Below are 25,572 nucleotides of genomic sequence, written 5' to 3'. Positions count from 1 at the left end.
CTAATGCGGCTTTGGGCCGATGACTACCGATTTTTTGCAGGACAGAACAGCTGCCGACCAGCGTGGTCGGCATTCAGGCTACTTTTCGAAACCGCTGGAAGGGAATACATCACTGCCGCGCCAGCGTCGAACCGAGCGTTGGAAGAACAGGCTGTTGGGCACTTGCACCATGGCGCTGCCGGTGCCGAGTTCTTCGGCTTCGATCAGCGTGGTGTAGAGCAGATTGATTGCCACCACCCGGCCTTTGACGCCGGGCTTGTCGGTGGTGTCCACCAACTCGACCACGTCGCCGAGACGGAACGGGCCGACGGTAAAGATCAGAATGGCGCAGAGCAGATTGGAGAGCACGCTCCACATGGCGAAGAACGCCACTGCCGCTACCGCGACAAACCCGGACAACGCGGTCCAGAGCACCGTTGCCGACACCCCGAGGCGTTCCAGCACGAAGATCAGCGCGCTGCCCATGATCAGCCAGCGCAGACCACCGCGCAGCGGCATCAGAAACTGTGGCGGAAACGGATAACGCTCACCCAGGCGAGTCAGGCACTTGGCGACGCAACGCTGGGCAACATATCCCGCCAACAGAATCAGCAGGATCTGCACGAAGAGCCAGATCGGCTCAATCCACACGGCAGGCAATGGCAGCTTGAAAGCTTCCATCAGGACAGCGCCTCCAGCTCCGCCTGCATGCTTTCGAGCAGTTCCAGCGCTTCCATCCAGGCTTCTTCCAGCTCGGCTTCACGGACCTTCAGCTTGGCCTGTTCGGCCAGCAGATCACGCAAGTCGTTCTTGCGCGCCGGCTCGTAAATGTCGCTGTCGCCGAGGCTGGCATCGATCTTCGCCAGTTTCTCGTGCAGCTTGCCCAGCTCGGCTTCGAGCTTGTCAGCCTCGCGCTTGTGCGGTGCCAGTTGCTGACGCAACGCAGCGGCGGCCTGGCGCTGGGCTTTCTTGTCGGTCTTGTCCGGATTGACCGGCGTATTGCTGACCGGGGCGTTGCGCTGACGGTAGTCCACCAGCCAACGGGTGTAGTCTTCCAGGTCGCCGTCGAATTCCTCGACCTTGCCGTCCGCCACCAAGTAGAAATTGTCGGTGGTGCTTTTGAGCAAATGGCGATCGTGGGAGACCACCAGTACCGCGCCACTGAATTCCTGAAGGGCCATGGTCAGCGCCAAACGCATTTCCAGGTCCAGGTGGTTGGTCGGTTCGTCGAGCAGCAGCAGGTTCGGCCGGCCCCAGGCGATCAACGCCAGCGCCAGGCGCGCCTTTTCGCCACCGGAGAAGTTCAGCACCGGCTCATCGATCCGCGCACCGCGGAAGTCGAAACCACCGAGGAAGTCGCGCAGCGTCTGCTCGCGCTCGGTCGGCGCCAGGCGCTGCATGTGCAGCAACGGGCTGGCCTTGGAGTCGAGTGAGTCGAGTTGATGCTGGGCGAAGTAGCCGACGACGGTGTTCTCGCCACGGGTCAGTCGGCCGGACAACGGCTCGAGTTCACCGGCAAGGTTTTTGATCAGGGTCGATTTACCGGCACCGTTCGGGCCAAGCAAACCGATCCGCGCACCGGGGATCAGTTGCAGCTTGACCTTCTCCAGCACGGCTCGCTCGCCGTAACCCAGTCGGGCGTCGGAAAGGTCAATCAACGGGCTGGAGATTTTTACTGATTCGCGGAAAACGAAATCGAACGGCGAATCGACGTGGGCGGCGGACAGTTCTTCCATCCGCTCCAGCGCCTTGATCCGGCTCTGGGCCTGACGGGCCTTGGTGGCCTGGGCCTTGAAACGGGCGATGTAGCTTTCCATGTGCGCACGTTGCGCCTGCTGCTTCTCGTAGGCCTGCTGTTGCTGGGCCAGACGTTCGGCACGGGCGCGTTCGAAGGCGCTGTAACCACCGCGGTACAGGGTGATCTTGCGCTGATCGACGTGGGCCACGTGATCGACCACGGCATCGAGGAAGTCCCGGTCGTGGGAAATCAGCATCAAGGTGCCGGGATAGCTTTTGAGCCATTCTTCGAGCCAGATGATGGCGTCGAGGTCCAAGTGGTTGGTCGGTTCGTCGAGCAACAACAAGTCCGAAGGGCACATCAAAGCCTGCGCCAGGTTCAGACGCATCCGCCAACCACCAGAGAAATCTCCTACCTGGCGATCCATCTGCTCATTGGTGAACCCAAGACCGGCCAGCAGCTTTCGGGCCCGGGCATCGGCGGTGTAACCGTCGGCGCTGTCGAGTTCCGAGTGCAGGCGGGCCTGAGCGGTACCGTCATGGGCCGCTTCGGCTGCCGCGAGGTCGCGTTGCACCTCGCGCAGGCGCAGGTCGCCATCGAGCACATAGTCGACCGCCACCCGATCGAGGGTGTCGATCTCCTGGCGCATGTGGGCGATGCGCCAGTCCGCCGGCAGGAAGCAATCACCCGAGTCCGGGTGCAGGTCACCCAGAAGCAAGGCGAACAGGCTCGATTTGCCGGCGCCGTTGGCACCGATGAGGCCGGCTTTGTGGCCGGCGTGCAGGGTCAGCTCAGCGTCTTCTAGCAGACGTTGAGGGCCACGCTGTAAAGTCAGGTTCTGAAGTCGAATCATAATGGCGGCGGAGTCTACCAGCTTCGCTCGCAACTGGCGCGAGTAGCACTATGTCCTCTGACCTGTGGAGCTTTTCCCTTAGTACTTACGCCCGTCCCGGCGTTGAACCCGCCTGCCTGCAATTACAGTCGGCGGGGATCAATGTGTGCTTGCTGCTCTGCGGACTCTGGCTGGGAGATCGTGGCGTCGCCTGTAACGAACACCGATTGCAGCAACTACGTAGCGTGGCCGAGCCGTGGGACGCAGACGTGGTGCACCCGCTGCGAGCCTTGCGGGTGAATTGGAAAGTCGTCGCCGCCGACGATAGGGAACTGAATGCTTTGCGCGAGCAAGTGAAGGCACTCGAGCTGGAAGCCGAGCGACATCTGTTGGTACGACTGGAACGATCGGCGCAGAGTTGGCCGCAGTGTGAGGCGACCGATCTATCGGCCTGGCTGGAAGGTGTGACGGCAGGCGCCGCCCACCTGGACCGCGACGCGCTGCATCAGCTGCGCGTCGCGGTAACCGGCACTTAGGAAGCGCTGGTTGGGGTGGTTGCTGCGATCGACGCGGCGGCCGGCGTTGGCGCTGGCGTGGCTGTCGAGGTGGCTGCTGCTAAAGCAGACGGTGCTGCCGGAGCCGGGCTGGCTGGCTTGGCAACTGGCGCGGCGGCCGGCTTGGCGGCAACCGGTTTTTTCACGGCTGGTTTTGCAGCAGGTTTGGCAGCGGCAGGTTTGGCTGCTGGTTTCGCTGCGGCAGGTTTTGCAGCAGTGGCTGGCTTGGCTGCGGCAGGTTTTGCAGCAGCCGTTTTGGCAGCCGGTTTGGCTACAGCTTTTGCAGCTGGTTTTGCAGCTGGCTTGGCGGCAGTTTTAGTCGCGACTGATTTCGCGGCAGGCTTGGCAGCAGGTTTCGCAGCGGCAGTTCTTGCAGCTGGTTTTGCGGCCGGTTTGGCAGCTGGTTTAGCCGCTGCAGTTTTCGCCACCGCCGGTTTGGCAGCAGCGGTTCTTGCAGCCGGTTTAGCGGCAGCTGTTTTGGCAGCAGCTGGCTTGGCGGCAGGTTTTGCTGCAGCTGTTTTAGCAGCCGGTTTTGCAGCGCTAGCAGCGACTGGTTTTTTTGCCGCAGGTTTAGCGACAGGTTTTGCTGCGGCTTTCACCGGTGCTTTGGCGGCCGGTTTGGCGGCAGACTTGACCGGTGCTTTTGCAGCAGCCGGTTTGGCAGCGGCTTTCTTGGCAGGAGCCGCAGCAGGCTTGGCCGAACGCAGGGACAACGCCTTGCCGACAGCCTCTTGTACACGACCGACGCCCTGGGCCAGTTTCAGGCTTTCTTGAGCATCGCGCTTGAGTTGCAGAATGTAGCTGCGAGTTTCGGATTGACGATCCTTGAGGGCATCGAGCAAGTCCTCAAGCTCCTTCACTGCGCCCTTGGCTTTGGTTTGTGCCTTGGCCTTGCCGGCCGCCGCAGCGTCCTGCAATTTGGTACGGGACTTGTGCAGTTTTTCTTGCGCTTTTCCGCGCTGCTTTTCCAGTTTGGCGAGCAGTTTTTCAGCATCAGCCAAGGCTTGCGAACAAGCGTTTTCCAAATGCTCAAGCAAGCTGCCCGAGAGTTGTTGGAGTAAGTGCAACGGAGTATTTACTGGCTTCTTGGTGGCCGACATGGTTTACCTCCTGGCTGACGTGGGTGCGGCTCATACTAGACCTCTGCTGCTACCGCCGCTAGGGCATGTTGACAGTATCGAAAGCGCCGCGTTGCAACGGATTGAAATTCTTCTGCACTTGCGCAAAACCAGTTCACCGTCGAGCGCATTCACACTGGCATAATCCCCCGCATCTCAGGTCGGAGAGTGCCCATGTCGCGCTACCTTTTTTTATCACTGTGCGTGTTTTTTTCCGTGGCCCAGGCCGCCGAAAAAACCAAAGAAAATGACACTCATGATCTCTCTTACAGCCTGGGCGCAAGCCTGGGCGAACGCCTGCGCCAAGAGGTTCCCGATCTGCAACTTCAGGCGCTGATCCAGGGCTTGCAACAAGCCTATCAAGGCAAACCCCTGGCGCTGAAAGATGAGCAGATCGAACAGATTCTTGCCGAGCATGAAGCCCAGGTCGCCTTGCAAACGAGTACGCCACAAAGTGAAGTCGCCCTCAAAAAAGAGCAGGCCTTTCTCGCCGAGGAAAAAGCCAGGCCGGGCGCTCGTGAACTGGCCGATGGAATATTGCTGACGGAGTTGGCGCCAGGCACTGGCGCCAAAGCTGGCCCCAACGGCAAAGTCCAGGTGCTGTATATCGGTCGCCTTCCCGACGGCACGGTGTTCGATCAGAACAGTCAGCCGCAGTGGTTCAGTCTCGACAGTGTGATTAGCGGATGGCGCAGTGCGTTACAGCAAATGCCGGTCGGTGCGAAATGGCGCCTGGTGATTCCATCGGCCGAAGCCTATGGCGCCGAGGGTGCCGGCAACCTGATTGCGCCGTTCACACCGCTGGTGTTCGAAGTCGAATTGCGCGGTGCCACAAGCTGAATACCGGAAACGAAAAACGGCGCGCATAGCGCACCGTTTTTGGAGGTCTTGCAGGAAGGGGGTTCAGGCCTGAACCGAGTCCTCTTCCTTGTGAGCGGTGTGCAGCACTTCGATCAGGCAGTCTTCCAGTTCGAAGCGTTCGTGCAACAGACCACCCAGCTCTTTGAATTTCTCTGCCACGCATTGACCTGCATCACACAGGTCATTGAACGCGAGCAGCTTCTCGGTGATGACGTCGATGCGAGGGTAGATGGTCTCGGCCAGCTCGAGCCCGCGAGTGTCGCCAAACGCTTTGGCTTCGCCGGTCAGCTGTTCGTAGATCTCGAAGTGCCCGGCAGACACGTAATCGACCAGCACGCCGCAAAACTCCTGCAACGGCTTACGGTTCTCACCCAGCGCCTCAGGCTCGGCGCCGAGAGCATCATAGGCCCGAACCAGTTCGTGACGCTCCTGCAACCAGCGATCGATCAGCAGATGCACTCCACCCCAACGTTCCTGAGCATTCTGACAACTTTCGAGCATGGTGATCTCTCTTCCCTTGTGGGTCATGCTGCCCTACACCCGTCGCCACACTTGAAGGTCAAGTATCGGCCAGGCAGAGCGTCATTCGAGCAACATAATTCCAATGACACGTGCGGGCCAGATTATGCCCGCGCGACAATGGCTTCAAGGTACGCAGGAGATAAAGTTCATACAAGTGTTTAATCTCCCGCCAGCGCCCGGTGCGACGAACCGCCGCTGAGCGGTCGCAGACAGGCTTTCCAGACAACGCGCAGCAGCTGATAAAGTCCCAGAATTGTCATCGCCATGAAAAACAGCAGACTCCATTCAGGAATGCTCAGGTCGAACAGTGTCCAGGAGATCTCCGCGCACTCCGCCTCCCCTTTAAACATCTGTGTGGCCTGACACAACCAAGGCATGTCCTTGTACTGAACGGCCAGATTGGGCGAGCACATCAACAGCTGATGCATTGGATCGCTCTGCAGCAATACCTGCCGCCACGCCGTGACCGTACCCGCCAGACTGCAAAACAGCCCGAGCATCCAATACAGGAAAGACCCGAAGCGGCCCGGCCCATGCACCGAAGCCACCAGGCTGATACCCGTAAGCAACGCGAGGCAAAAGCGCTGCAACAGGCACAACCCGCAAGGCTTGAGGCCGACCGCATATTCCAGGTAATAGGACACGCCCAGGGCCAGGGCACCTGCAATGAAAGCCATGAAAAACAAGGAGCGTGAGCAGGCCAAAGACATGGCATTTCCGTAACAGTAGAGACAGGCGGTTACGGTAGAGGAAAGCGCTGCAGCCTTTCAAGGCAGGCCAGCGGGGACACTTCAACAGAGGTGTAGGGAAATCCCGACAGGAACGAGAGGATTAGGTGTAGTCCTCTGTAGGATTCTGCCTGCGAAGGATTACAACGCTGAAACAGTGGCGGATTCGAAGCGATTCCCGCCCCTGGCGCAGCCTGCGTTCGGCTGCGCAGCAGTCGTCCAAGTTTATGCGACTCGACTGACCAAACCGTGGTGTCTGTTTTGCGACTGCTGCGCAGCCGAACGCAGGCTGCGCCATCTGCTACAGGGGCAGGAGTCAGGCGTGAACAGGAACCGGCAACGGTGCCGCCAGCAAGCGCTCGTCCAACAAGCCCAAGCCCTCCTGGAACAACTGATTGCTGCGTTCTGTGTCACCCAGTTGCGCCAGCAGCCGCGCCAGTTCCGCACAGGCTTCCGGATTGCGCTGCACGCGCAGGCTGCTTTCCAGATAGTCCCGGGCCTTGCCCCAAAGGCTGCTTTGCAGACACAAACGCCCCAGGGTCAGCAACAGGCTTGGGTCGGCCGGATGCTCCTTGAGCCAGCCCTCGGCGGTGTGCAGTTGACGTGCCGGATCGCTGCCGCGAACGAGTCCGTAGAGGCGCGCCAGATGACTGTCGTAGTTGCGCTTGAGCGCCGTTCGCAGAATCTCTTCGGCTTCGACCTGAGCACCCAGTTGCCGAAGTTGCTCAGCATAGGCGAGCACCAGTTGCGGCTCCTGACGCTGGGCCGAGGTTAACTGCTGCCAGGCGCGATTGAGCGATTGCAGGCCAACCGTCCCGTCTTCTTCCTGATGCGCCGCCAGGGACAGGTTCTCACCCCAGGCCCGGCGTTCCAGTTCGGCCAGCTCGGCCGGTGGCAGGACCTTGTCCTTGCGTAGATCCGGCAGCAGACGAATCACGGCCGACCAGTCGCCCCGCTGTTGGTGCAAGCGCTGCAACTGGCGCAAGGTCTGGACGTTATGAGGATGACGCTCGTGCATGGCTTGCAGGGTTACCAGGGCGCCTTCGGTATCGCCGCGGTCGGTCTGTAATTGCGCGTGGCTCAGGGCAATCGCCAATTCTGCCTGGGGTTGTCGCTCCAGAGCGCGCTCCAGCAGGTTGTCGCTTTCCTCGTATTGACCTTGTTCGTTCGCGGCCCGGGCAGCGCCGAGGTAGTAAAGCAAAGGCTGGCGCTCGGCTTCCGCAGCCCGATGCAGATGGCGCTGCGCACTGGCCCAGCGACCTTCGGCCAGATCCAATTGACCGTGTTCAATGGCTACCTGCACACGGCGACTGCGATTGCGTCGCGACCACGGATTGACTACGCCGCTGGAGGTCGTCACCAATTCGATCAACGCCTTGATGCCCCAGAACACCAGCCAGAGCACGGCGACCAACGCCAGGGTTGCCCACAGGCTCGATTCATAACGAAAGCTTTTGTAGGCGATCAGCACGTAACCGGAATGCTCGGCAATCGCCAGCCCCAGCGCGGCAGCCGCAGCGATCACCAGGAACACGATCACATAGAGGCGTTTCATGGCGTCGCCTCCTGCACGGTGTCCGCGGCAGGTTTGGCCATTGGTTTGATCGAGTCCTCCGCGTTGACATTACGCCGCTCCAGATACCCCTGAACCGCACTCAGCGTGCCGGTCAGGTCTGGCGTCAGGACGGTGACCGGTTGCTTGCTCAACTCGCCAACCTGCTCAAGCATCACTTTGCTCTGAGGGTTGTCCGGGTTGAAGTTGCCCTTGAGCACGTCCCGCGCTTCGGCAAGCGCCTGCGTATAAACCGCGGCCTGGCCATTGAGCGCGGCCCATTGCGCCTGCTCCAGCGCCAGGCTCAGGGCCAGGCGCACCTGGCTCAGGCTCTGCCCGGCCAGCAACGGACGCACATTCTTGTCGGCGTTGAAGTCGATGCGGATGTAGCGCGAGACCTGATCCCACCATTGCGCCCAACGACTGGCGCCGTCGCCATCAGCGGTGAGGCCTAACAGGGATTCGCCACGGTCCTTGTACTCGGGCGCCAGCTCGGTGAGGCTGATGACCTGATCGCGCAGCGCCCCCAGTCGCAGGAACAGACCGGTGCGATCGGGCTGTTGGGTGCTACGCAATGCCACCAGCGTTTTGGCCACTTGCTCGCGAGCGGCAAAAGAGCCCGGGTCGTTCTGTTCGCGCAGGATTTCATCGGCGCCCTGCACCAAAGCCTGGGCACTGCTGATGTCCTGCAACGCGGAAAGACGCAGACTGGCCAGACGCAGCAGATGCTCGGCCTCGGCCAGACGCCAATCCTTGCGGCTGGCGCCGAGAACCGTTTCCAGACGTTGATTCAAGCGTTGCTGATCGCCTTGAAGTTGCGTGACCAAACGACTGCGCGCGTCGAGCTCGGCGGCGGCAGGCATTTGTTCCAGGCGAGCAGTCAGGCGTTGTTCATTGAGCTTCAGGTCCTGCGCCTGATCGCTCAATGCCTGGACCTGACTCAACTGCAGTTGAGTATTGGCTTGCAGGTGACGCACCTGCCAGACTCCCCAACCGCCCACGGCGACACCGGCAGCGCCCAGCAGCAGCGCGAAGATTGCCAGCCCATTGCCTCGGCGCTGCGCTGCAGCAGGTGGCCCGTTTCCAACCGGTGCTTCAACCGGTGCATCGAGCACTGGCTTGACGTCATCTTTAGGCAAGGCTGTTTCGCTCACGTATCCATCCTTTGCATTAGAGAACGGGTCCGGGATGCTCCCGTAACGCCGTCAGCAAAGCCGCGGCACTGGCGCCACGACAATCCACAACTGTTTGGGCCCCGGCGGCACGTGCCAGCTCGGCGACCCTGGGGCTTGGAACAAACAACGGCAACCGCGCCAATTGCGGCCAGGCATCGCCGGCCAATTGATGCAGGTGCTCAAAACCCTGTCCACTGCTGACCACCAGCCCGTTCAAGCGTTCCGCTTCGATCAGGTCTGGCAGCGCTGCCGGCGGGTAGTGCGGCAGGTCGCGGCGGTACAACTCCAGATACTCGACACTAGCACCAAGCTCGCGCAAACGCTCAGCCAGCAACTCGCGCCCGCCCTCCCCGCGCATGATCAGCACGCGTGGACCGGGCCGCGCGATTGCCTCACGCAACCGAGGAAGTTCAAGCAAGGCTTCGCTGTCATCGCCATCCACCGGAAAGCTGACGTCCAACCCGTGGTCCTCAAGGATCTGCGCGGTGGCTGCGCCCACGCTGAACCACTTCAAACGAGGGGGTTGTGGCCGATACCGCCCGAGCAGATCCACAGCAATTCTGGCGGCCGGCTTACTGACCACGATCACCGCGCAATAGCGATCCAGTCCCTGAATCACCTCGCGCATTGTGTCAGAGGCAGGAATCGGCTCGATCTCCAAAAGCGGCAAACTGCTGCTGAAAATCCCCTTTTCGGCCAAAAGATTGCTCAGCGCCGCCGACTCATCCTCGGGACGCGTCAGCAGCAGGCGCCAGCCCGTCACTCGTGACCTGCCTCGCCGTAGACTGCTTTCAGAATGTCGTTGGCGCCTTGACTCAGCAGGTCTTCAGCCACTTGCACGCCCAGGGCTTCGGCGTCGCTGCGTGGCGCACGAGCCTCGGCGCTGAGCAGCAGACCGCCGTTCGGATCACCGACAAGACCACGCAACCAGATCTGCTCGCCTTCAAGCACGGCATAGCAGGCGATCGGCACTTGGCAGCCGCCATTCAAATGTTTGTTGAGCGCACGTTCGGCGGTCACGCGGGTGGCGGTGTCCTGATGGTGCAGCGGTGCCAACAGCGCGTGGATTTCGCTGTCGACGCTGCGGCATTCGATACCCACCGCGCCTTGACCACCCGCCGGCAGACTGTCGTCGACGCTGATGGCCGAGGTAATCCGATCTTCAAAGCCGAGACGAATCAGGCCAGCGGCGGCGAGGATAATGGCGTCGTATTCGCCGGCATCGAGCTTGGCCAGGCGCGTGTTGACGTTGCCGCGCAGGAAGCGAATTTCCAGGTCCGGACGACGGGTCAGCAACTGGGCCTGACGGCGCAGGCTGGAGGTGCCGACGATGCTGCCTTGCGGCAATTCGTCCAGGCTGGCGTAGGTGTTGGAGACGAATGCATCACGCGGGTCTTCTCGCTCGCAGATGCAAAACAGACCGAGGCCTTCGGGGAAGTCCATCGGCACGTCCTTCATCGAGTGCACGGCGATGTCGGCTTCGTTTTCCAGCAGCGCGGTTTCCAGTTCTTTGACGAACAGGCCCTTGCCGCCGATTTTCGACAGTGGCGAGTCGAGCAATTTGTCACCGCGACTGACCATGGGCACCAACGTCACGAGCAGACCCGGATGGGCCTCTTCCAGACGGGCTTTGACGTATTCGGCCTGCCACAGGGCGAGTGCACTTTTACGGGTGGCGATGCGGATTTCGCGAGAGGACATGGATCAATCCGTACTGAATAGATACGGCGGATAATAACAGCTCAGCCAAATCCACTTTGACTTGTATCAGAAAACGCGTGGCCTCCCTGGCCTCAGACATCCAGCAATCGGGATAAAACCCGCCCGTAAATGGCGGATTAAAGCTGTTGCATCATCTTGCGCACGCCGGCCACATGCCGTCGGCTGACGATCAGGGCGTCGCCGTTCAAGCCTTTGAGGAACAGCTGAAAATGCCCCAGGGGCGTGCGCTGCAGGCGTTCGATGCGTTCGCGGGCGACCAGCGCGTTGCGGTGGATTCGCACGAAGCGGTCGCCAAATTCATCTTCAAGGGCTTTGAGCGGCTCATCCAGCAACACTTCGCCGCCTTCGTGGCGCAAGGTCACGTATTTGTGATCCGCAATGAAGTAGACCACCTGACCCAACGGGATCAGTTCGATACCTTTACGGGTACGGGCGCTGATGTGGCTGCGCGGGCCGCTGCCACTTTCGGCGGCGGGACGGGTCAGGGCTGCGAGCTGGACACGATTGGGCCGCTCGGCTTTTTTCAACGCTTCATGCAATTGTTCTGTACGCACAGGTTTCACCAGATAGCCTACGGCGCTGGCCTGTAAGGCTTCCACGGCAAATTCATCGGGCCCTGCGCAAAACACCACGGCGGGCGGGGTTTCGCGTTCGCACAATCGTGCAGCCACTTGCAGGCCATCGAGGCCCGGCATACCGATATCGAGCAGCACGATATCGGGTTTGTGGCTGTCGATCAGAGCCAACGCCTCATCGCCGTTCGTGGCGCTAGGCTCCAGGACACTGTATCCCTCGAGTTCGCCAACCATTCGGCTCAGGCGCTCGCGGGCAAGGGGTTCGTCATCAACGATCAGGACATTCATATTGCGCTGGATTCCTGCGTGAGTCTCGCACAAGGATAGCGTAGACAGGTGAAGTGACGTCCGTCACCGCGATCCACGCTAAGACTAGCGCGAGGGCCAAAAAGTGCCGCCCGTCTGACGGCTAAATTTTCATCTGTCCTGCGTTTGGCGGCCCAGGCCCGCATTGGCGAGGCATCGCCGTAGGGTTTGTTGATACACAATACGAACACCCCCTCTTTTTATAGTCAGCTGCAACGTCTGGAACTGCGCTGATCCTACTGTCCAACTGTAGACGGTTGCCGGCACGATATTGCTCAATTGAAAAATATCGTTGCGCAAATCCCCTCGGGGTTGATTCGAGTATGGACCGCCGCCTGAGAAAAAAACGTATCGACCAGTGTCAGCGACAGGATTGGCAACCCTGTTATTATCCGCGACAGCTTTCTACGCCATCTTTCTTCAGCCGACACGAGCGAATTCATGAGCACTGACAAGACCAATCAGTCCTGGGGCGGCCGCTTCAGTGAACCCGTCGACGCCTTCGTCGCCCGCTTCACCGCCTCCGTCACTTTCGACCAGCGCCTGTATCGCCACGACATCATGGGCTCGATCGCTCACGCCACGATGCTGGCCAAGGTCGGCGTGCTGACCGATGCCGAGCGCGACAGCATCACTGATGGCCTGAAGACCATCCAGGGTGAAATCGAGGCCGGCCAGTTCGACTGGCGCATCGACCTCGAAGACGTGCACATGAACATCGAGGCGCGTCTGACCGACCGCATCGGCGTCACGGGTAAAAAGCTGCACACCGGACGCAGCCGCAACGACCAGGTCGCCACCGACATCCGCCTGTGGCTGCGTGACGAGATCGACCTGATCCTGAGCGAAATCACCCGCCTGCAAAAAGGCTTGCTGGAGCAGGCCGAGCGCGAAGCCGGCAGCATCATGCCGGGCTTCACTCACCTGCAAACCGCGCAGCCGGTGACCTTCGGGCACCACATGCTGGCCTGGTTCGAGATGCTCAGCCGCGACTACGAGCGCCTGGTCGACTGCCGCAAGCGTACCAACCGCATGCCACTGGGCAGCGCCGCACTGGCGGGCACCACCTACCCGATCGACCGCGAATACACCGCTCAACTGTTGGGCTTCGACGCCGTGGGCGGCAACTCGCTGGACAACGTGTCCGATCGTGACTTCGCCATCGAGTTCTGCTCGGCCGCGAGCATCGCGATGATGCACCTGTCGCGCTTCTCCGAAGAGCTGGTGCTGTGGACCAGCGCGCAGTTCCAGTTCATCGATCTGCCGGACCGTTTCTGCACTGGCAGTTCGATCATGCCGCAAAAGAAAAACCCGGACGTTCCAGAGCTGGTGCGTGGCAAGACCGGTCGCGTATTCGGCGCGCTAATGGGCCTGCTGACCCTGATGAAAGGCCAGCCCCTGGCCTACAACAAGGACAACCAGGAAGATAAAGAGCCACTGTTCGACGCCGCCGACACGTTGCGCGACTCGCTGCGGGCCTTTGCCGACATGATCCCGGCGATCAAACCCAAGCACGCGATGATGCGTGAAGCAGCCCTGCGCGGCTTCTCCACTGCCACCGACCTGGCCGACTACCTGGTTCGCCGCGGCCTGCCGTTCCGTGACTGCCACGAAATCGTTGGCCATGCCGTGAAGTACGGCGTGGAAAGCGGTAAAGACCTGGCGGAAATGAGCCTGGAAGAGCTGCGCAAGTTCAGCGACCAGATCGATCAGGACGTGTTTGCCGTGCTGACCCTGGAAGGTTCGGTGAATGCCCGTGACCATATCGGCGGGACTGCGCCGGCACAGGTCAAGAAGGCTGTGGCTCGCGGCCAGGCATTGCTCGCCAGCCGTTAAACCGCTAAAAACTTCGCGAGCAGGCTCGCTCCTACATTTGGAATGCGTTCCCCTGTAGGAGCGAGCCTGCTCGCGAAAGCGGTCTTGAATACGCTGTAAAACCTACTTCTTGCCAGCGACCATCGCCAAAAACGCAGGCATTGCCGCATCCTTGTCAGCCGCAATCCGCTGTACGTTCGGATTCTGCTCCAGACGCTTCAATAGCGCCTTGGCTGCCGGCATCTCAGCCAGCAAATCCAGGTCAAACAACTTCTGCGCCACCGCACAGGCCAGCGGCACGCTGTACAGGAAATACAAATCCGCAATGCTCAGGCTGTCGCCTGCCACATAAGGGGCGAACTTGCCGTGCCTGCCCAATGAGGCAAACCCCAGCAGCAACTCGGCTTTGGTCTTGTCCTTGATCGCCTCCGGCACCGTCATGCCGAAAAATGCTTCGGCGTAGCAGGCACGCCCAGGCAATTCGATGTACAGCTCGATTTCCTTGGCCAACGCCAGGACCTGCGACCGTTCAAAGGGATCGCTCGGCAACAGCGGCGTACCTTTCTGGCTATGTTCGAGGTATTCGAGAATCACGCTGGTTTCGTTGACGAAACCCTGTTCGACGCCCAGTACCGGCACCTTCCCGCGCGGGCTGATGGCTAATGCCTCAGGGCTCGGCCCTGGGTAAAACAGTACTTCTTCAAACGGCAGTCCCTTCTCCAGCAGCGCCAGCTTGACCATGTTGTAGTAGTTGCTGACGGAAAATCCATAAAGCTTGAGCATCACATAGCCTCCAGGCCGTGCGGGGTTGGCAGGTGCCTTTTATAGAACGCCGCGGCGGTTCTTGCCAGCAGCATCACAGCGCTGAATGCAGGTAAACTGGCCGCCTTAACTTGAGGAGCCTGCCATGAGCGAGCCAACTGATATCGAGATCGACGAAGAAGAGTTCGCCGAAAACACCCTGATCGAAGCCATCGAAAACCAGATTGAAAGCGACAATCCGCCAGCAGCCAAGGCCACCTTCAACAAGCTGACCTTGGTCGGCTACGAACGTGAAGAAATCCTCAACCTGATGGCTCACGTGTTAGCGGTAGAAATCGACGCGATCCTCGAAGAAGACCGTGCGTTCAACACCGAATGGTACGAAACAGCGCTGCGCGCGTTGCCAGAATTGCCGCCGGAAAAGAAATAACTCCGACCTGAAGGGCGCAGGCTTCTGTGGCGAGGGAGCTTGCTCCCGCTGGGGCGCGAAGCGGCCCCAAAAGCTTTGCGACTGCTTCGCACTCGAGCGGGAGCAAGCTCCCTCGTCACAAAAACAGGTTCAACACAGAATGTAACCAATCAATCCTGCCTTCTTCCAGACCCTGACTACACTGAATCCACCCCGCTGCCGCGTTACCCAACGGGGAATGCTTCCCAAGGCGAAAAAACCCTGTCGCGAGCACTGGACATGCCGCCCGAGTGGGATCACCTTAGGGGCGCTGTCGTCCAATTCCTAGAAAGTCTGGAGTCCTTATGTCGCTTACCCCTGAGTTGGTTGCCGAACTGGAAATCCTCGCACTCTTCAACCTGGACAGTTCCCAGGAAGGTTTGAAAATTCATCAGACCGCTGCCCCGAAAGCCATTGCCGCCGCCCAAAGACTGTTCGACAAAGAACTGATCACCCAGCCAGATGGTGGTTATCTGACCAGCCTGGGTCGTGACGCCGCGCAAAATGTGCAAACCGTTCTGACCATTCTCAACGTCCGGGAAACTGCCTGAGCATTACCGTAGCGCCCACGGAAACCCCTGCTACGGGATTTCCGCGGGCACATTTCGTAACCTGCCCTGTTGCCTGCCGTCGCCCCGCGATAAAAATCTGACGCCAGAAAAACAAAATCAGCTTAAAAGTCCTGGAGCCGAGGCGCTAAACTGCCCCTCATCCGCAGACACCCACGTCTGAGCCCCGCGAGCCGGTTTGAGCTGACATGACCCGCCACCATGAAATCCGCCCCGATCTGGACGAGGGAATCGATCGCAAGATTCTCAGTCAACTGCGCGCACGTTTTCTGAAGCTCAATGAAGGCCGTATGGCCCGCGCCATGGAAGGGTTGTCGACCCGCCAGCAAGCGGTGCTGACCTTGTTGCCGCTGTTTTTCCACGTCAATCATCCGCTGTTGCCAGGGTACGTTTCGGGCAGCACGCCGGCCGGGCTGTCGAATTACGAACCCGACGCCAACACCCTCGCCGAAGCCCAACGCCTGACCCGCTCGTTTTCCTATAAGCCCCGCCATGGCAGCAATCCGCCGCGACCGATTCACGGCCTGTTCCTGATGGGCAGTCTCGGCACCCTCGCCCAGGCCGACCAGAGCGACATGGACGTGTGGGTCTGTCACGGGCCGGACTTGAGCGAAAGCGAGCTCACTGAACTGCGTAAAAAATGCCAGCTCCTCGAAATCTGGGCCGCCAGCCAGGGCGCCGAGGCGCATTTCTTCCTGATCGATCCGACCCGTTTCGTACGCGGCGAACGTGATACGCAAATGAGCTCGGAAGACTGCGGTACCACCCAGCACTATCTGCTGCTGGACGAGTTTTATCGCACCGCGATCTGGCTGGCCGGACGCACGCCCATCTGGTGGCTGGTGCCGGTCTATGAAGAAGCAAGCTACGACCGTTACACCCACACGCTGATGTCCAAGCGTTTCATTCGTACCGACGAAACCCTGGACCTGGGGCATCTGGCCTATATCCCGCCGGGTGAATTCATCGGCGCCGGACTCTGGCAGTTGTTCAAGGGCATCGAGTCGCCGTACAAATCGGTGCTCAAACTGCTGCTGATTGAGGTCTATGCCAGCGAACACCCCAAGGTCCATTGCCTGAGCCTGCGCTTCAAACAAGCAGTGTTTGCCAATAGGCTCGACCTTGATGAGCTGGACCCGTACGTCGTGGTCTACCGGCGCATCGAGGAATACCTCACCGCCCGTGGCGAGCCGGAACGGCTGGAGCTGGTACGCCGGGCGCTGTACCTGAAGGTCAATCGCAAGCTCACCGGCAGCAACAGTCGCACTCAGAGCTGGCAGCGTTCATTGCTCAAACGCCTGGCCCACGAATGGCAGTGGGATCATCGTCAACTGGCCCTGCTCGACAGCCGCAGCCAGTGGAAAGTCCGCCAGGTCGGTTCTGAACGCAGGGCTTTGGTCAACGAGCTCAATTACAGCTACCGCTTCCTGACCCAGTTCGCCCGCAACGAACAGACCGTCAGCCTGATCAACAAGCGCGACCTCAACGTGCTGGGGCGACGGTTGTACGCGGCCTTCGAGCGCAAGGCCGACAAGGTCGAGTTCATCAACCCTGGCATCGCCCCGGATCTGGCCGAAGACACCCTTACGCTGGTGCACGCGCCGAACAAAAAAGAATCGGGTCAAACTCAGTGGGGTTTGTACAACGGCAGCCTGACGGCCCTCGAATGGGAACATTTCGCACCGATCAAGCGCAGCCGCCAATTACTGGAACTGCTGACCTGGTGTCACCGCAATGGCGTGATCGACAGCAGCACTCGCCTGGCCTTGCACCCCGGCAGCAGCGACCTGAGCGAGTTCGAACTGTTCAACCTGCTCGGCAGCCTGCAACAGAGCATCGTCCTGCCGCTGACGACCGTCGCCGAAGAACCGTTACTGCGCGCCAGTGTGCCGAGTGAAGTGCTGATTCTGGTGAACGTCGGCGTCGATCCACTCAAGCACCACCGCGACCTGAACATCCTGATGACCACCGAGCGCACCGATTCCCTCAGTTACGCCGGTGTCCGGGAAAATCTGGTGCTGACCCTGGATCAGGTCACGCTCAATAGTTGGAACGAAGTGCTGGTCAACCGCTTTGACGGCCCTCACGCGCTACTCGACTGCGTACGCGATTACCTCAACAACCTGCCCGGCGGGCTACAACAGCCCACTTTGCGGGTTCGTTGCTTCTGCCACAACCGCGCACAGTTCATCGCCCGGCGGGTCGAAGAGATCCTCGACACCGCGCAGAACCTGCTGTTGAGCAAACTCAATCATCGCTACCTGATTCAGGTCCAGCAGCACTACCACGTTCTGGAGCTGGTGCCCGGCCAGGTCAATCATGTCGCCCTCGCCACGCTGCCGGCGCTGGTCGATTACCTGGGCGAAGAGCTGGCAAGCTACAGTCCGCTGCACCTGGACCCGATGGCGCTGGAAGACCACGACCTGGCGCTGGTCCTGCCGATGGGCCAGCCCGATTGCATTCAGGTGTTCTACCGGATCAGCGAATACCACGCCGACCTGTACGTGCTGGATGAATTCAATGCCCTCTGGCAGCAGCGCTTGCCCTACCACGACGAGCAAAGCCTGCTGGTGCCGTTGCAACGTTTCCTGCAATCGATCCAGTACCGGCGCGACGCCTTGCTGCCGATGGACGCCGCCCAGCCGCTGAGCCTGGACACCTTGTATTACCAACTGCTGCCCTCCGGCCCCGTGCGGGCGCGTCGGGTCGAAGCTCGGCCAGCGCCGCAAACCCCGGTCAACAAACCGTTCTACGACGTGCAGGCGATTATCGGCAAAGCCGCACCAGGGGAGGTGCAGGTCACGCTGTATTGCAATCAGCGGGAGTTTTCAGAACTGGAGCATGGCGACCAACTGTTCAGCGTGGTCGCCCGGGAAATCGTCGAGCAGCGCCGTGAAACCGAACGCTATCGCTGCTACATCACCGACCTGGACCTGTCGGGCCTGCTCGGTGATGGTCAGAGTTCAAGCATTTTGTATTTGCGCTACAAGGCTGACCTGGAGCGCGCATTGAATGAGGCGCTCGAGCAGGTCTGAGGGGTTCATTCCGGAAAGTGGCCGCCCTCGGCTGGCTGCGATTCAACTTCCAGCAGCGTCAGTTTTAGTGTCTTGCCGCCCGGTGCCGGCCAGTCGATGTGCTGACCAACTTTCAGGCCGAGCAAGGCACTGCCCACCGGCGCCAGAATGGAAATCTTGCCTTCGTCGGCATTGGCGTCTTTGGGGTAAACCAGCGTCAGGTGATAGTCCTTGCCACTGCCTTCTTCACGGCAATGCACACGGGAATTCATGGTCACGACATCGGCGGGCACTTCATCGTGACCGACCACGGTATCCGCGCGATCCAGTTCGGTTTGCAGCGCGATTACGCCCGGCAGCGTGTCATCCAGGCTGTCGATCAGGCGTTCCAGACGTTGCACGTCCAGACGAGTAAGGGTGATGGAAGGTGCGGTCATGATAGAGGCAGACTCCTTTCTTCTGCACAGAAAAAGCAAAACCCCGCCAGAAAAAGGCGGGGTTTTCACGAGCCTCGATGGGTTGAGGCGTTTCTCGACACTATCACAGCTCAATAAATATACAAGTCAGGGGCGATCACGGCCCGACGTAGACCTTTGTGGCGAGGGAGCTTGCTCCCGCTAGGGCGCGAAGCGGCCCAAAATCTTGCGGTTGCTTCGCAACCGAGCGGGAGCAAGCTCCCTCGCCACAAAAGCACTTATGCCAAGGATTTGCGCTGGATGGCCTGGGCGCAGATGACTCGCCGGCGATCATCATCGGCCGAGCGCCATTCGCGGATGTCTTCGACATGGCGAAAACACCCAAGGCAGACCTTCTGCTCATCCAGCCGACACACACCGCTGCACGGCGAAGCCACCGCCGGGCTGACATTGCTGTAGAGCGGTTTTGGCGGACGAGCGGGCGCAGGTTGGGTCACGATCTCACAGACCTTCGAAATCGAGCTCGGCGTCAGCTTGCTGCTTGACGATGCGCTCGAGCATCTCGCCGAGTTGTTCGTCGCTCTTGTCACACATCCAGCGCTTGCTCTCTTCGTCGTAATCGAAGTGGAAACCACCGGACACGGCCGCCAGCCACAGCTGCCGCAGCGGTTCTTGACGGCTGAAGATCAACTGGCTGCCGTTTTCGAACTTGACGGTGAGCACACCGGCCGAGCTCTCCAGATCAATATCCAGGTCACACTCGTCAAAAATATCCTCCAGCGTCTGCTGGGTGGCATCGACCAGATCGTGGAAACGGGCTTCAGTCAAACTCATTGCGGGAACCTCAAAAAGTGTCTACTCACGCTCAAGCGCCGCAAGATACGGGCGAGCCCCGGTGATTGCAAAGGATAACGACCAAGGGCCGATATAGGTACACCTGTGGGAGCGAGCCTTTGTGGTGAGGGGATTTATCCCCTCACCACATAGCCCCGCCGGACGGGACCCCCGTCGCATAGGCAAGCTGCCGGGTGGCCGGTATACTCCGGCGCAATTAACGCATTTTCAAGGATTTCGCCATGAAGCGCCTGATCTCTTCCCTTGCTGCGCTCGTCGCGGTTGCCTGCCTTGTGTCGGCCTGTGGTCAAAAAGGCCCGCTGTACCTGCCTGACGACTCCCAGGATCCTGCCGCGCAAGCCCAGTCCTCGCAAAAGAGCCCGTCGAAAGCACACAAGCACGACGTCTACCAATAAGGGAACGCCATGGACGCTTTTAATTACCGTGACGGCGAGCTGTTCGCGGAAGGTGTTGCCCTGTCCGCCATCGCCGAACGCTTTGGCACACCGACCTACGTCTACTCCCGTGCGCACATCGAAGCCCAGTACCTGGCTTACGCCGATGCGCTGGCCGGCACGCCGCACCTGGTCTGCTTTGCGGTCAAGGCCAACTCCAACCTGGGCGTGCTGAATGTCCTGGCACGTCTGGGCGCCGGTTTCGACATCGTTTCCCGTGGCGAGCTGGAACGCGTACTGGCCGCTGGCGGCACCGCTGACAAAATCGTCTTCTCCGGCGTCGGCAAGACCCGTGACGACATGCGTCGCGCCCTGGAAGTCGGCGTGCATTGCTTCAACGTCGAATCCACCGATGAGCTGGAACGCCTGCAAGTGGTCGCCGCCGAGCTGGGTGTTCGCGCGCCGATCTCGCTGCGCGTGAACCCGGATGTCGACGCCGGCACTCACCCGTACATTTCCACCGGTCTTAAAGAGAACAAGTTCGGCATCGCCATCGCCGACGCCGAAGACGTGTACATCCGCGCCGCCCAACTGCCAAACCTGGAAGTGGTCGGTGTCGATTGCCACATCGGTTCGCAACTGACCACCCTGCCACCCTTCATCGACGCCCTCGACCGCCTGCTGGGCCTGGTCGACCGCCTCGGCGATTGCGGCATTTACCTGCGCCACATCGATCTCGGTGGTGGTTTGGGCGTGCGTTATCGCGATGAAGAGCCGCCATTGGCTGCCGACTACATCAAAGCCGTGCGCGAGCGTCTCGACGGTCGTGACCTGGCACTGGTGTTCGAGCCGGGCCGCTTTGTCGTCGCCAACGCTGGCGTGCTGCTGACCCAGGTCGAGTACCTCAAGCACACCGAACACAAAGACTTCGCCATCGTCGACGCGGCCATGAACGACCTGATCCGCCCGGCGCTGTACCAGGCCTGGATGGACGTCACTGCCGTGCGCCCGCGCAATTCCGCTGCCCGTGCCTACGACATCGTCGGGCCGATCTGCGAGACCGGCGACTTCCTGGCCAAGGATCGTGAGCTGGCCCTGGAAGAAGGCGACCTTCTGGCCGTGCATTCCGCCGGTGCCTACGGGTTTGTCATGAGTTCCAACTACAACACCCGCGGCCGTGCCGCTGAAGTGTTGGTGGACGGTGATCAGGCATTTGAAGTGCGTCGCCGTGAGACGGTAGCCGAGTTGTTTGCTGGCGAAAGCCTGCTGCCGGAGTAAAACCATGCTGCTGCGTTTTACCAAGATGCACGGCCTGGGCAATGACTTCATGGTCCTCGACCTGGTCAGCCAGCATGCGCATATCCTGCCCAAACACGCCAAGCAATGGGGCGATCGGCATACGGGTATCGGTTTCGACCAGTTGCTGATCGTCGAAGCGCCCAGCAACCCGGACGTGGATTTCCGCTATCGGATTTTCAACGCCGACGGCTCCGAAGTGGAACAGTGCGGCAACGGTGCGCGCTGTTTTGCACGCTTCGTGCTCGACAAACGCCTGACCGCGAAGCGGCAGATCCGCGTCGAAACCAAAAGCGGCATCATCGAACTGGATATCCGCAGCGACGGGCAGATCGGTGTCAACATGGGCGCACCGCGCCTGGTGCCGGCCGAGATTCCATTCGAAGCGCCGGAGCAGGCCACGAGCTATCAGGTTGACGTCGACGGCACCCTGGTCGACCTGGCCGCCGTGTCCATGGGCAACCCCCATGCCGTGCTGCGGGTCAGCGACATCAACAATGCACCGGTGCATGAACTGGGGCCGAAAATCGAAAACCATCCGCGCTTCCCGGCGCGGGTCAATGTCGGTTTTCTCCAGGTCATCGACCGGAACCGCGCGCAACTGCGCGTCTGGGAACGCGGCACCGGGGAAACCCAGGCTTGCGGAACCGGCGCTTGTGCTGCCGCAGTGGCGGCGATCAGCCAGGGGTGGATGGATTCGCCGCTATTGATCGACCTGCCCGGCGGGCGTCTGTCCATTGAATGGGCAGGCCCTGGCCAACCGGTCATGATGACCGGCCCGGCAGTGCGCGTTTATGAAGGACAAGTGCGTCTTTAAGAGAGTCGAATCCATGAAAGATAAGCCCCAGGTTCCCGCCCTACAGCCCGACGAATCCCCTTCTGAAAGCCTTGAGGCGGCGGCGACTGCCGCGTACCTGGAGGCTCATCCGGATTTCTTCGTCGAGCGTGAAGACCTGCTCGCAACCTTGCGCATTCCGCACCAGCGCGGCGACACCATCTCGCTGGTCGAACGCCAGATGACCATCCTGCGCGACCGCAATATCGAGTTGCGTCATCGCCTCTCGCACTTGATGGACGTGGCCCGCGACAACGACCGCCTTTTCGACAAGACCCGCCGCCTGATTCTTGCGCTGATGGACGCCACCAGCCTGGAAGACGTGGTGATCAGCGTCGAAGACAGTCTGCGCCAGGACTTCCAGGTGCCCTTCGTCAGCCTGATTCTGCTGGGTGACAACCCGATGCCGGTGGGCCGCTGGGTGACCCATGCCGACGCGCAAACGGCCATCGGCGGCTTGCTCTCGGAAGACAAAAGCGTCAGCGGCAGCCTGCGTGAACACGAACTGGACTTCCTGTTCGGCGAAGAACAGCGCAAACAGATCGGTTCCACCGCCGTCGTCGCCATCAGTTACCAAGGCATCCACGGCGTCCTGGCCATCGCCAGCCGTGACCCACAACACTACAAGAGCTCGGTGGGCACGCTGTTCCTCAGCTACATCGCCGAAGTCATGGGCCGCGTGCTGCCACGGGTCAACACCTCCCTGCGCTCGGTACGCTGATCGTGGAACGGCAACTGGACGCTTACTGCGAACACCTGCGCAGTGAGCGGCAGGTGTCGCCTCACACGCTGTACGCCTACCGTCGCGACCTCGACAAAGTGCTGGGCTGGTGTGTCAAACAGAACATCAGCAGTTGGGCGGCCCTGGACATCCAGCGCCTGCGCAGCCTGATCGCTCGCCTGCATTCACAGGGCCAATCTTCGCGCAGCCTGGCGCGGCTGCTGTCGGCGGTGCGCGGGCTCTATCACTATCTGAACCGCGAAGGCCTCTGCGACCACGACCCGGCCAACGGCCTGGCGCCGCCGAAGGGCGAACGTCGTCTGCCAAAAACCCTCGACACCGATCGCGCGCTGCAACTGCTTGAGGGCGCGGTGGAGGATGATTTTCTGGCGCGTCGGGATCAGGCGATTCTGGAGTTGTTCTATTCCTCGGGCTTGCGGCTGTCGGAGCTGACCGGGCTCAATCTGGATCAGCTGGACCTGGCCGACGGCATGGTTCAAGTGCTCGGCAAGGGCAGCAAGACCCGACTGCTGCCGGTCGGCAAAAAAGCTCGCGAAGCGCTGGAGCTGTGGCTGCCGCTACGGGCCATGACCAACCCGGCGGACGACGCGGTGTTTGTCAGCCAGCAAGGCCGGCGCCTCGGCCCACGGGCGATTCAAGTGCGGGTTAAAGCCGCTGGCGAGCGCGAGCTGGGACAGAACCTGCATCCGCACATGCTGCGCCACTCCTTCGCCAGCCATTTGCTGGAGTCCTCCCAGGACTTGCGGGCAGTTCAGGAATTGCTCGGCCATTCGGACATCAAAACCACCCAGATCTACACCCACCTGGACTTCCAGCACCTGGCGACGGTTTACGACAGCGCCCATCCACGGGCCAAACGCATCAAAGGCGATGAGTCATGAGAATCCAATTAATCACCTTCGACCTCGACGACACCCTGTGGGATACCGCCCCGGTGATCGTCAGCGCCGAAGCCGTACTGCGTGAATGGCTGACCGAGCATGCACCAAATCTGGGCGCCGTACCGGTGGAGCATTTGTGGGCGATTCGCGAACGGATCCTGAGCAGTGAGCCGGGCTTCAAGCACCGCATCAGCGCCCTGCGCCGCCGAGTCTTGTTCCACGCCCTGGAAGAGGCCGGTTACGACCATGATCAAGCTTCGGATCTGGCCGACAAGAGTTTTGAAGTGTTTCTGCATGCGCGGCATCAGCTGGAAATCTTCCCGGAGGTGCAACCGACCCTGGAGACGCTGGCCAATCACTACGCGCTTGGCGTGGTCACCAATGGCAACGCCGATGTGCGTCGGTTAGGGCTGGCGGATTACTTCAAGTTTGCCTTGTGCGCCGAAGACATCGGCATCGGCAAACCGGATGCGCGACTGTTTCATGAGGCATTGCAACGGGGTGGTGCGACGGCTGAAACGGCCGTGCATATCGGCGATCATCCGGGTGACGACATTGCCGGCGCCCAACAAGCAGGGTTGCGCGCGATCTGGTTCAACCCGGCGGGCAAGGTTTGGGAAGCCGAGAAGGCACCGGATGCCGAGATTCGCAGCCTGAGCGAGTTGCCTGCGTTGTTGGCCCTCTGGAACGCCCAACACCCGTCCTGAGATCACCGATATCCCCTTGTAGGAGTGAGCCTGCTCGCGATTGCGGTGTGACATTCAGCACTTATATTGCCTGACACACCGCATCGCGAGCAGGCTCACTCCTACAGGGGATCGAAGTAGCCCCACGGCTTTTGTTTCACCCATGAAAAAGCCCGCAGCGACGGCGGGCTTTTTCAGCAAGCAAGTAGCAGGCTCAGATAGGCCGGCTGCCGTACTTGTTGTCAGGCTTCTTGGGCGGATCGGCGACCACATTGGCCTCCACTTCCTGCACCTTGCCGCCCTTGGCCAGGAACTCTTCCATGGCCCGCGCCAGAGCATCACGCTCCTTGTTTTTCGCTTCGACGCTCGGCAGCTCATCGACCGATACCGCTGCCTTGGCTTTGCCTTTGGCGGTCGGAACGGGCGCTTCACCGCCATCGTCTTCAGCGACGTCGTCCGTCGCTGCTTCCAGACCTTCTTCGGTTTCGTCGTCGTCGCCTACTTCGAGGTCGTCGTTTTCCAGATCATCGTCGCTCATGTTCTACCTCATGACTTGCGAAAAGCAGATTAGTTATAGCCCAGCTACGCCATCTGTCGAAGGCCGCCGGAAAAAATTCTACAACCACTGGTAACCAGCAGTTTATGCCCCTTCACCGTGCACGGTGGCGAGGACTTTACGGGCACCGCCAAAATCACGGTGCTCGCCCAGATAAACGCCTTGCCAGGTTCCCAGCGCCAGTCGGCCTGCCGAAATCGGCAAACTGAGCTGACAGCCAAGTACGCTGGCCTTGAAGTGCGCCGGGAGGTCGTCCAGGCCTTCGTCGTTATGCTCATAGCCGTCTGTTCCTTGTGGGATCAGACGATTGAAAAATCGTTCGAAGTCGCGACGTACCGCCGGATCGGCGTTCTCGTTGATGGTCAACGACGCCGAGGTATGCTGCAGCCACAAATGCAACAGACCGACCCGACATGCCTTGAGTTCAGGCAGGCCAGCGAGTAACTCGTCCGTTACCAGATGAAAGCCCCGGGGCCTCGCCCGCAGGGTAATCAGAGTCTGTTGCCACATACAGTTCTCCGCACGTTCGGGGCGCATTCTAGCGCGCTCTGGGAAAAAACAAAGGCCCTAATATTCCTTCTATCATGTAAGCCATTGGCCGCAGAAAAACGCTCGTCGTAAACGCCACTAAACGTGTACGAAAAAACCTTTCAGCAGTTCC

At 60.4% G+C, this 25,572-nt stretch carries 28 protein-coding genes and 1 pseudogene; 12 read left to right on the top strand and 17 right to left on the bottom strand.

Annotation, left to right across the window (positions count from 1 at the left end; translation table 11 throughout):
• Positions 1-78: 78 nt before the first annotated feature.
• Positions 79-660 (bottom strand): mechanosensitive ion channel family protein, encoded by a 582-nt coding sequence (locus tag QF010_RS13300; protein WP_033060659.1) that lies wholly within the window; start codon positions 658-660, stop codon positions 79-81.
• Complete coding sequence (locus QF010_RS13295; protein WP_074871876.1) at positions 660-2,570, bottom strand: ATP-binding cassette domain-containing protein; 1,911 nt, start codon at positions 2,568-2,570, stop codon at positions 660-662. The genes QF010_RS13300 and QF010_RS13295 overlap by 1 nt, the downstream gene beginning before the upstream one ends.
• A gap of 50 nt (positions 2,571-2,620) precedes the next feature.
• On the opposite strand from QF010_RS13295, the gene QF010_RS13290 reads away from it, so the two are divergent.
• Entirely contained in the window at positions 2,621-3,085 is a 465-nt protein-coding gene (locus tag QF010_RS13290; RefSeq protein WP_429511618.1) for a TIGR02444 family protein, read from the top strand.
• On the opposite strand, the gene QF010_RS13285 is transcribed toward QF010_RS13290, so the two are convergent.
• Positions 3,082-4,203 carry an AlgP family protein gene (locus tag QF010_RS13285; protein WP_429511617.1) on the bottom strand — a complete coding sequence of 374 codons (1,122 nt, stop codon included), beginning with the start codon at positions 4,201-4,203 and terminating at the stop codon, positions 3,082-3,084. The genes QF010_RS13290 and QF010_RS13285 overlap by 4 nt on opposite strands.
• Before the next feature lie 192 nt (positions 4,204-4,395).
• Between QF010_RS13285 and QF010_RS13280 the strand changes: the two genes are divergently transcribed.
• Entirely contained in the window at positions 4,396-5,061 is a 666-nt protein-coding gene (locus QF010_RS13280) for an FKBP-type peptidyl-prolyl cis-trans isomerase (RefSeq protein ID WP_429511616.1), read from the top strand.
• Positions 5,062-5,124: 63 nt separating this feature from the next.
• On the opposite strand, the gene QF010_RS13275 is transcribed toward QF010_RS13280, so the two are convergent.
• The 8 genes and pseudogenes from QF010_RS13275 to QF010_RS13240 form a co-directional block, all read right to left on the bottom strand.
• Positions 5,125-5,583 carry an Rsd/AlgQ family anti-sigma factor gene (locus QF010_RS13275; RefSeq protein ID WP_033060667.1) on the bottom strand — a complete coding sequence of 153 codons (459 nt, stop codon included), beginning with the start codon at positions 5,581-5,583 and terminating at the stop codon, positions 5,125-5,127.
• 179 nt (positions 5,584-5,762) lie between these two features.
• Entirely contained in the window at positions 5,763-6,314 is a 552-nt protein-coding gene (locus QF010_RS13270) for a disulfide bond formation protein B (protein WP_033060668.1), read from the bottom strand.
• 334 nt (positions 6,315-6,648) lie between these two features.
• Positions 6,649-7,887, bottom strand: a complete 1,239-nt coding sequence (locus QF010_RS13265; RefSeq protein WP_429533270.1) for a heme biosynthesis protein HemY — start codon at positions 7,885-7,887, stop codon at positions 6,649-6,651.
• Positions 7,884-9,038 carry a uroporphyrinogen-III C-methyltransferase gene (locus tag QF010_RS13260; RefSeq protein ID WP_429511614.1) on the bottom strand — a complete coding sequence of 385 codons (1,155 nt, stop codon included), beginning with the start codon at positions 9,036-9,038 and terminating at the stop codon, positions 7,884-7,886. The genes QF010_RS13265 and QF010_RS13260 overlap by 4 nt, the downstream gene beginning before the upstream one ends.
• 16 nt (positions 9,039-9,054) lie before the next feature.
• Entirely contained in the window at positions 9,055-9,822 is a 768-nt protein-coding gene (locus QF010_RS13255) for a uroporphyrinogen-III synthase (RefSeq protein ID WP_429533269.1), read from the bottom strand.
• Positions 9,819-10,760, bottom strand: a complete 942-nt coding sequence (gene hemC / locus QF010_RS13250; RefSeq protein WP_008150280.1) for a hydroxymethylbilane synthase — start codon at positions 10,758-10,760, stop codon at positions 9,819-9,821. Before hemC ends, QF010_RS13255 begins: the two co-directional genes overlap by 4 nt.
• 137 nt (positions 10,761-10,897) lie before the next feature.
• On the bottom strand, positions 10,898-11,644 hold the full coding sequence (locus QF010_RS13245; protein ID WP_033060674.1) for a LytR/AlgR family response regulator transcription factor: 747 nt from the start codon (positions 11,642-11,644) through the stop codon (positions 10,898-10,900).
• Positions 11,641-11,760, bottom strand: a pseudogene (locus QF010_RS13240) (sensor histidine kinase); the annotation flags it as partial. The gene QF010_RS13245 and the pseudogene QF010_RS13240, both read right to left, overlap by 4 nt.
• A gap of 343 nt (positions 11,761-12,103) precedes the next feature.
• Between QF010_RS13240 and argH the strand changes: the two are divergent.
• Positions 12,104-13,498: an argininosuccinate lyase gene (argH, locus tag QF010_RS13235; protein WP_033060676.1), complete on the top strand. Its 1,395-nt coding sequence runs from the start codon at positions 12,104-12,106 to the stop codon at positions 13,496-13,498.
• A gap of 102 nt (positions 13,499-13,600) precedes the next feature.
• Here argH and QF010_RS13230 read toward each other — a convergent pair whose 3' ends face one another.
• Positions 13,601-14,260, bottom strand: a complete 660-nt coding sequence (locus tag QF010_RS13230) for a glutathione S-transferase family protein (RefSeq protein WP_429533268.1) — start codon at positions 14,258-14,260, stop codon at positions 13,601-13,603.
• Between the two features lie 124 nt (positions 14,261-14,384).
• Between QF010_RS13230 and QF010_RS13225 the strand changes: the two genes are divergently transcribed.
• The 3 genes from QF010_RS13225 (at position 14,385) to QF010_RS13215 (ending at position 18,291) form a co-directional block, all read left to right on the top strand.
• Positions 14,385-14,669 carry a hypothetical protein gene (locus QF010_RS13225; protein WP_007894899.1) on the top strand — a complete coding sequence of 95 codons (285 nt, stop codon included), beginning with the start codon at positions 14,385-14,387 and terminating at the stop codon, positions 14,667-14,669.
• 323 nt (positions 14,670-14,992) lie between these two features.
• Positions 14,993-15,238 carry a TIGR02647 family protein gene (locus QF010_RS13220; protein ID WP_008150272.1) on the top strand — a complete coding sequence of 82 codons (246 nt, stop codon included), beginning with the start codon at positions 14,993-14,995 and terminating at the stop codon, positions 15,236-15,238.
• 206 nt (positions 15,239-15,444) lie between these two features.
• Positions 15,445-18,291, top strand: a complete 2,847-nt coding sequence (locus QF010_RS13215; RefSeq protein WP_429533267.1) for a class I adenylate cyclase — start codon at positions 15,445-15,447, stop codon at positions 18,289-18,291.
• Between the two features lie 5 nt (positions 18,292-18,296).
• Here the strand turns inward: QF010_RS13215 and rnk are convergent, their stop codons facing one another.
• The 3 genes from rnk to cyaY all read right to left on the bottom strand — a co-directional run bounded on the left by rnk (position 18,297) and on the right by cyaY (position 19,520).
• On the bottom strand, positions 18,297-18,707 hold the full coding sequence (gene rnk / locus QF010_RS13210) for a nucleoside diphosphate kinase regulator (protein WP_033060680.1): 411 nt from the start codon (positions 18,705-18,707) through the stop codon (positions 18,297-18,299).
• Positions 18,708-18,964: 257 nt separating this feature from the next.
• A complete protein-coding gene (locus QF010_RS13205; RefSeq protein ID WP_429511609.1) occupies positions 18,965-19,183 on the bottom strand; it encodes a DUF1289 domain-containing protein in 219 nt (72 codons plus the stop codon).
• Positions 19,184-19,187: 4 nt separating this feature from the next.
• Positions 19,188-19,520 carry an iron donor protein CyaY gene (gene cyaY, locus QF010_RS13200; protein WP_008150266.1) on the bottom strand — a complete coding sequence of 111 codons (333 nt, stop codon included), beginning with the start codon at positions 19,518-19,520 and terminating at the stop codon, positions 19,188-19,190.
• Between the two features lie 242 nt (positions 19,521-19,762).
• Here cyaY and lptM point away from each other — a divergent pair, with 242 nt between their 5' ends.
• The 6 genes from lptM to QF010_RS13170 are packed head-to-tail and all read left to right on the top strand — an operon-like array spanning position 19,763 to position 24,376.
• Entirely contained in the window at positions 19,763-19,936 is a 174-nt protein-coding gene (gene lptM, locus QF010_RS13195) for an LPS translocon maturation chaperone LptM (RefSeq protein WP_429533266.1), read from the top strand.
• Between the two features lie 9 nt (positions 19,937-19,945).
• A complete protein-coding gene (lysA, locus tag QF010_RS13190) occupies positions 19,946-21,193 on the top strand; it encodes a diaminopimelate decarboxylase (RefSeq protein ID WP_429533265.1) in 1,248 nt (415 codons plus the stop codon).
• A 4-nt stretch (positions 21,194-21,197) separates the two neighbouring features.
• The gene (dapF, locus tag QF010_RS13185) at positions 21,198-22,028 is read left to right on the top strand and encodes a diaminopimelate epimerase (protein ID WP_046053813.1); all 831 of its coding nucleotides are present in this window, start codon (positions 21,198-21,200) and stop codon (positions 22,026-22,028) included.
• A 13-nt stretch (positions 22,029-22,041) separates the two neighbouring features.
• The gene (locus QF010_RS13180) at positions 22,042-22,767 is read left to right on the top strand and encodes a DUF484 family protein (protein WP_429511608.1); all 726 of its coding nucleotides are present in this window, start codon (positions 22,042-22,044) and stop codon (positions 22,765-22,767) included.
• Positions 22,768-22,769: 2 nt separating this feature from the next.
• The gene (xerC, locus tag QF010_RS13175; RefSeq protein ID WP_008150257.1) at positions 22,770-23,669 is read left to right on the top strand and encodes a tyrosine recombinase XerC; all 900 of its coding nucleotides are present in this window, start codon (positions 22,770-22,772) and stop codon (positions 23,667-23,669) included.
• Entirely contained in the window at positions 23,666-24,376 is a 711-nt protein-coding gene (locus QF010_RS13170; protein ID WP_429533264.1) for an HAD family hydrolase, read from the top strand. The genes xerC and QF010_RS13170 overlap by 4 nt, the downstream gene beginning before the upstream one ends.
• 193 nt (positions 24,377-24,569) lie before the next feature.
• Here the strand turns inward: QF010_RS13170 and sutA are convergent, their stop codons facing one another.
• Together sutA and QF010_RS13160 are read right to left on the bottom strand one after the other, a co-directional pair.
• Positions 24,570-24,893 carry a transcriptional regulator SutA gene (gene sutA / locus QF010_RS13165; RefSeq protein ID WP_033060690.1) on the bottom strand — a complete coding sequence of 108 codons (324 nt, stop codon included), beginning with the start codon at positions 24,891-24,893 and terminating at the stop codon, positions 24,570-24,572.
• 102 nt (positions 24,894-24,995) lie between these two features.
• Positions 24,996-25,421 carry a secondary thiamine-phosphate synthase enzyme YjbQ gene (locus QF010_RS13160; RefSeq protein WP_033060691.1) on the bottom strand — a complete coding sequence of 142 codons (426 nt, stop codon included), beginning with the start codon at positions 25,419-25,421 and terminating at the stop codon, positions 24,996-24,998.
• Positions 25,422-25,572 lie beyond the last annotated feature (151 nt).

It is taken from the genome of Pseudomonas silensiensis (genome assembly GCF_050434865.1).
In the GTDB taxonomy this organism is placed as follows: domain Bacteria; phylum Pseudomonadota; class Gammaproteobacteria; order Pseudomonadales; family Pseudomonadaceae; genus Aquipseudomonas; species Aquipseudomonas fluorescens_W.
The sequence above is the reverse complement of the archived record's forward strand: the minus strand, read 5'-3'. Positions and strand labels throughout refer to the sequence as shown.

Bases quoted from the DNA above. Each gene is read 5' to 3' on its own strand.
- QF010_RS13295 (WP_074871876.1), bottom strand. From the start codon at position 2,570: ATGATTCGACTTCAGAACCTGACTTTACAGCGTGGCCCTCAACGTCTG.
- QF010_RS13160 (WP_033060691.1), bottom strand. From the start codon at position 25,421: ATGTGGCAACAGACTCTGATTACCCTGCGGGCGAGGCCCCGGGGCTTT.
- hemC (WP_008150280.1), bottom strand. From the start codon at position 10,760: ATGTCCTCTCGCGAAATCCGCATCGCCACCCGTAAAAGTGCACTCGCC.
- QF010_RS13290 (WP_429511618.1), top strand. From the start codon at position 2,621: ATGTCCTCTGACCTGTGGAGCTTTTCCCTTAGTACTTACGCCCGTCCC.
- QF010_RS13180 (WP_429511608.1), top strand. From the start codon at position 22,042: ATGAAAGATAAGCCCCAGGTTCCCGCCCTACAGCCCGACGAATCCCCT.
- QF010_RS13230 (WP_429533268.1), bottom strand. From the start codon at position 14,260: ATGCTCAAGCTTTATGGATTTTCCGTCAGCAACTACTACAACATGGTC.
- lysA (WP_429533265.1), top strand. From the start codon at position 19,946: ATGGACGCTTTTAATTACCGTGACGGCGAGCTGTTCGCGGAAGGTGTT.
- QF010_RS13275 (WP_033060667.1), bottom strand. From the start codon at position 5,583: ATGCTCGAAAGTTGTCAGAATGCTCAGGAACGTTGGGGTGGAGTGCAT.
- rnk (WP_033060680.1), bottom strand. From the start codon at position 18,707: ATGACCGCACCTTCCATCACCCTTACTCGTCTGGACGTGCAACGTCTG.
- dapF (WP_046053813.1), top strand. From the start codon at position 21,198: ATGCTGCTGCGTTTTACCAAGATGCACGGCCTGGGCAATGACTTCATG.
- QF010_RS13265 (WP_429533270.1), bottom strand. From the start codon at position 7,887: ATGAAACGCCTCTATGTGATCGTGTTCCTGGTGATCGCTGCGGCTGCC.
- QF010_RS13170 (WP_429533264.1), top strand. From the start codon at position 23,666: ATGAGAATCCAATTAATCACCTTCGACCTCGACGACACCCTGTGGGAT.
- QF010_RS13245 (WP_033060674.1), bottom strand. From the start codon at position 11,644: ATGAATGTCCTGATCGTTGATGACGAACCCCTTGCCCGCGAGCGCCTG.
- QF010_RS13280 (WP_429511616.1), top strand. From the start codon at position 4,396: ATGTCGCGCTACCTTTTTTTATCACTGTGCGTGTTTTTTTCCGTGGCC.
- QF010_RS13220 (WP_008150272.1), top strand. From the start codon at position 14,993: ATGTCGCTTACCCCTGAGTTGGTTGCCGAACTGGAAATCCTCGCACTC.
- QF010_RS13215 (WP_429533267.1), top strand. From the start codon at position 15,445: ATGACCCGCCACCATGAAATCCGCCCCGATCTGGACGAGGGAATCGAT.
- cyaY (WP_008150266.1), bottom strand. From the start codon at position 19,520: ATGAGTTTGACTGAAGCCCGTTTCCACGATCTGGTCGATGCCACCCAG.
- QF010_RS13270 (WP_033060668.1), bottom strand. From the start codon at position 6,314: ATGTCTTTGGCCTGCTCACGCTCCTTGTTTTTCATGGCTTTCATTGCA.
- lptM (WP_429533266.1), top strand. From the start codon at position 19,763: ATGAAGCGCCTGATCTCTTCCCTTGCTGCGCTCGTCGCGGTTGCCTGC.
- argH (WP_033060676.1), top strand. From the start codon at position 12,104: ATGAGCACTGACAAGACCAATCAGTCCTGGGGCGGCCGCTTCAGTGAA.
- sutA (WP_033060690.1), bottom strand. From the start codon at position 24,893: ATGAGCGACGATGATCTGGAAAACGACGACCTCGAAGTAGGCGACGAC.
- QF010_RS13225 (WP_007894899.1), top strand. From the start codon at position 14,385: ATGAGCGAGCCAACTGATATCGAGATCGACGAAGAAGAGTTCGCCGAA.
- QF010_RS13285 (WP_429511617.1), bottom strand. From the start codon at position 4,203: ATGTCGGCCACCAAGAAGCCAGTAAATACTCCGTTGCACTTACTCCAA.
- QF010_RS13300 (WP_033060659.1), bottom strand. From the start codon at position 660: ATGGAAGCTTTCAAGCTGCCATTGCCTGCCGTGTGGATTGAGCCGATC.